Below are 3,618 nucleotides of genomic sequence, written 5' to 3'. Positions count from 1 at the left end.
GTTCAAGCCCGACCCGCTTGAGGCGGTCCGCCGCAGCCCGTGCAATTGCACGTCCGGTCGCGGTGCTGCCCGTGAAGCTGATCGCCGGCACCTTGGGCGAATCCACGAGCCGCCGTGCGCCATCGGCACCGGACTCGATGACGATATTGACTACGCCGCGCGGAATATCGCTTACTGACTCGATAATGCGGCCCAGCAAAGACGCCGTCTGCGCGGCCTGATGCGGCATCTTGATTACCGCTGTGCATCCGGCGGCAAGCGCGGGCGCGAGTGCGCGGATGCAGAGGTAAGCCGGAGAATTCCACGGAATGATCAAGCCCGCGACACCGATGGGCTCGCGGATCGACATCGCTTGCTGTCCTGGCCGGCTTTCCAGCACGCGCCCGAAATTATGCATGGCGAGCCCCGTGGCAAATCGCAGCGCCCGCGGAATCAGCGACGCTTCGAACGTCGCTTCGGGACGAACCTTGCCGTTCTCGTGGCACAGCGAATCGATAACCTCATCGAGCCGGGCCTCGAATCCATCGGCGAGATGGCTCAGGGCCGTCGCGCGACGGTGCGAATCGCTTCGCCATGAGCTGCGCAGAAATGCCTGGGCAGCGGCATCTATGGCCGCCTGCATGGTCTGCTCGGGTGCATCGTAGTAATAGCCGATCACATTGCCCGTGGCGGGATCGATACTTTCGCGCCTGGGACCGTCGGCGAGCCATTCCCCCGCGACCCAATGTCGTGCTTCATGCGCTGTTGACATCGAAAATGTCTCCTCGATTGATAGTTGTACTAAAGAACCATTTAGCTCGGAAGGATGTGTGCGCCGTCACGCGCCACGCGATCGAGCAAACGAGCCGCATTGCCGCCTTCGACCGCCCGCAACTCAGCCGGGCCAAAACCCACTTCGCGCAAGCCTGCGAGCGTTGCCTGCATGCCGCGTTCTGGCACGAACGGGAAATCTGTTCCTAGCACCACGTTGGCAGGCGTGACCAGTTTGAGCAACGCAGCCATTGAAATCGGATTGGCTGAAATGGCGGTGTCGTAGTAAAGACTGCGCAGAATCGGCATGACGCCCTGCGGCACATTGCGGGCAAGCCCCTTGTCCTGGGCGCCCAGGATAGCCATGCGCGTAGCGAGGAATGGCACCGTCCCGCCGGCATGGGAAAAGATAAAGCGAATGTCTGGACAACGAGTGAAGGTCCCTGAAAACATCAGGCTGGCGACAGTACGCGTAGTGTCGTGTGGGAATTCGATCAACGAAGCTGGTTCGTCCGGCAAGAGGCCGCGATTGCAATTGCAGGATGTTGGATGCACATACACAACCGCCTTGCGTCGATTGAGTTCGTCGAAGACAGGGACGAATTCAGTGTGGCCGAGGTATCGGTCGCCGTAGTTCGTCATCAGCCCGATACCGTCCGCCTTCAGGGTATCGAGTGAATACTCGATCTCCTTGAGCGCCGCGCCCGCGTCCGGCAACGGCAACGCGGCGAACGCGCCAAAACGCGTGGGGCGGTCGGCTACCATCTGCGCCGAAAACTCATTGCAGGCGCGTGTAAGGCGACGCGTCTTGGCCATGTCCGGCATCCATAGAGGCGGCGCCGATACTACTGCGGTCGTGATGCCCTGACGGTCCATGACCGCGAGGGAATCCTCTACCTTCCACTGCGGAGCAACGCCATTCGGAGCCGGTGCGCCAATGGCCGCCTCCCCCATGGTCTCGCGAAAGACCGCAGGCAAAAAATGATGGTGGACGTCGATTCGCTGAACCTGTGCGGGCGCGTCAGTTGTCTGTGCCCTACCTGGCATGGCCCCAATAGCGAGCAGAGCCGCTGCCATCTTGCCGAACTTGCGTCGCGCGGGGCTCGCCGCGCGATCCGTGTCTAAATCAAGAATGTTGTTATTGTCTTGATGCATCGTGTGTCCCGAACTTGTTGCGCCTACGCTTGACGAATGAGTGCTTCAGATAACTTCGGCAACGACGCGATTCTCGATTGCCCCGATTCCATCGATTTCCGCGCGCATGACGTCACCCACGCGCAGATACGTCGGCGGGTTCATCGCCACGCCGACACCCGATGGCGTTCCAGTTGCCAGAAGGTCGCCGGGTTCGAGCGTGAACGCAGTTGAGAGATGAGCGACCTGGGCAAAGATGTCATGGATCATTGAACCGGTCTCGTCGTCCTGCCGCAACTCGTCGTTCACCCACATGCGAAGGCGCAATGCATGCGGATCTCCGAGTTCGTCCGGAGTAACAATCCACGGGCCAGTCGGACCACAGGTATCGAACGACTTGCCTATCGTCATGGTCTGCGTGGCGAGTTGCCAGTCGCGCACTGAAACGTCGTTGCACACCATATATCCGGCAATATAGCTTCCCGCCTCTTCGCGCTTGACATGCTTGCAGCGCTGTCCAATCACGGCGCACAACTCGACCTCGTAGTCGAGCTTGTCCGACACAGCTGGCAGATGGACGTCGCCGAAAGGGCTGTTGATGCAGGACACTTGCTTGTTGAACCACACTTGCGTGGGTGGCGTGTGCACACCCACCTTCGCGGCCTCCTCAACATGCTTGCGATAGTTCATGCCGATCGCGAGAAATTTCGATGGGTTCGGCAACGGCGCAAGCAGTTCGACCCCGGCAAGCGGCACCGCGTAATCGCCCCGAACTTCGTGTGCACGCGCCATTGCGTCGGGACCCGCCTGCAGCAACTCCAGCATGGTGTTAGGCAACGCCGGATCATTGTGCGGCAGGTCGACCACCCGGTCGCCGTCCACTTTGCCAATTGAAGTCTTGCCGTTATGTCGATAAGTAACGAGTTTCATTGATTTATAGAGGAAATAGAGAGAGATTCAGGCAAGGCTCGCAGGCGAGGAACGTTTCTTCAACAATTCGGTATCGTCAGCGGGGTCATCGGAAATAACCGGAAACGGATAGCTACGCGGTAACCGGGTCAGCAAGAACGCGGCGCAAGCCAGAACGGCAACGAACGCCACCAATGCCGGACGATAAGACCCCGTCGCGTCGTACGTCGCACCCATCACGAACGGGCCGAGTCCAGTGCCAACGGTGAACACCGCGAACAAGTAACCGTAAATCTGTCCGAACGCGCGCAAGCCGAAGTAGCGGCTTTGCAAATAGGCAATCAGATCGACTTCCGCCCCCAATCCCAGTCCGACCAGCACGGCGCCGACCGTCGTGAGCGTGGGATCGCTACTGGCGAGCAACGTCAAGACGCCTATCAATGGCAGCACGACGAACGCGATCGCCACATGAGGACCAAAAAAACGATCTAGCAGGAATCCGCATAGGAGACGCCCTACGATCAGCGCTACGCCAATACCGGCAAATACGCTGACTGCGCGGCTTGCCGGAATCCCGCGATCGGTCAGCAAGGGCACGAGATGCACGACGGTTCCGTTTGCAACGATCGGTATGCAGAAGAACACCGCCGCCAGCATCCAGAAATGCGAAGAGCGCACCGCCGCGCTTGCTTCGATGCCGGGCAACCCGCGAGCGCGGGCCTGAGCTGCCGCGCGAGTCGCGCCGGGCGACTTGCCCGCGTCGCTCGGTTCTGCCCGTTCGCCAATAAATAAGCCGACGGCAACGAATGCAATGTCAAAGACCGT

Annotated in this window: 4 protein-coding genes; all 4 read right to left on the bottom strand. The window is 60.1% G+C overall.

What is annotated here, in order from left to right; genetic code table 11:
- A partial coding sequence (locus ACFFAR_RS27965; protein WP_375508886.1) for an aldehyde dehydrogenase family protein occupies window positions 1-751 on the bottom strand: 751 nt, incomplete at its 3' end.
- 41 nt (window positions 752-792) lie between these two features.
- Window positions 793-1,905: an amidohydrolase family protein gene (locus ACFFAR_RS27960; protein ID WP_375508885.1), complete on the bottom strand. Its 1,113-nt coding sequence runs from the start codon at window positions 1,903-1,905 to the stop codon at window positions 793-795.
- A gap of 45 nt (window positions 1,906-1,950) precedes the next feature.
- The gene (locus ACFFAR_RS27955; protein WP_375508884.1) at window positions 1,951-2,814 is read right to left on the bottom strand and encodes a fumarylacetoacetate hydrolase family protein; all 864 of its coding nucleotides are present in this window, start codon (window positions 2,812-2,814) and stop codon (window positions 1,951-1,953) included.
- A gap of 27 nt (window positions 2,815-2,841) precedes the next feature.
- Window positions 2,842-3,618, bottom strand: a 777-nt coding sequence (locus tag ACFFAR_RS27950; RefSeq protein WP_375508883.1) for a YbfB/YjiJ family MFS transporter, incomplete at its 5' end; no start/stop codon positions are given.

Source organism: uncultured Caballeronia sp. (assembly GCF_964243625.1).
Lineage (GTDB): Bacteria > Pseudomonadota > Gammaproteobacteria > Burkholderiales > Burkholderiaceae > Caballeronia.
Note: the sequence above shows the minus strand (reverse complement) of the source record. Positions and strands in the feature narration are given on the sequence as shown.

Bases quoted from the DNA above. Each gene is read 5' to 3' on its own strand.
- ACFFAR_RS27960 (WP_375508885.1), bottom strand. From the start codon at position 1,905: ATGCATCAAGACAATAACAACATTCTTGATTTAGACACGGATCGCGCG.
- ACFFAR_RS27955 (WP_375508884.1), bottom strand. From the start codon at position 2,814: ATGAAACTCGTTACTTATCGACATAACGGCAAGACTTCAATTGGCAAA.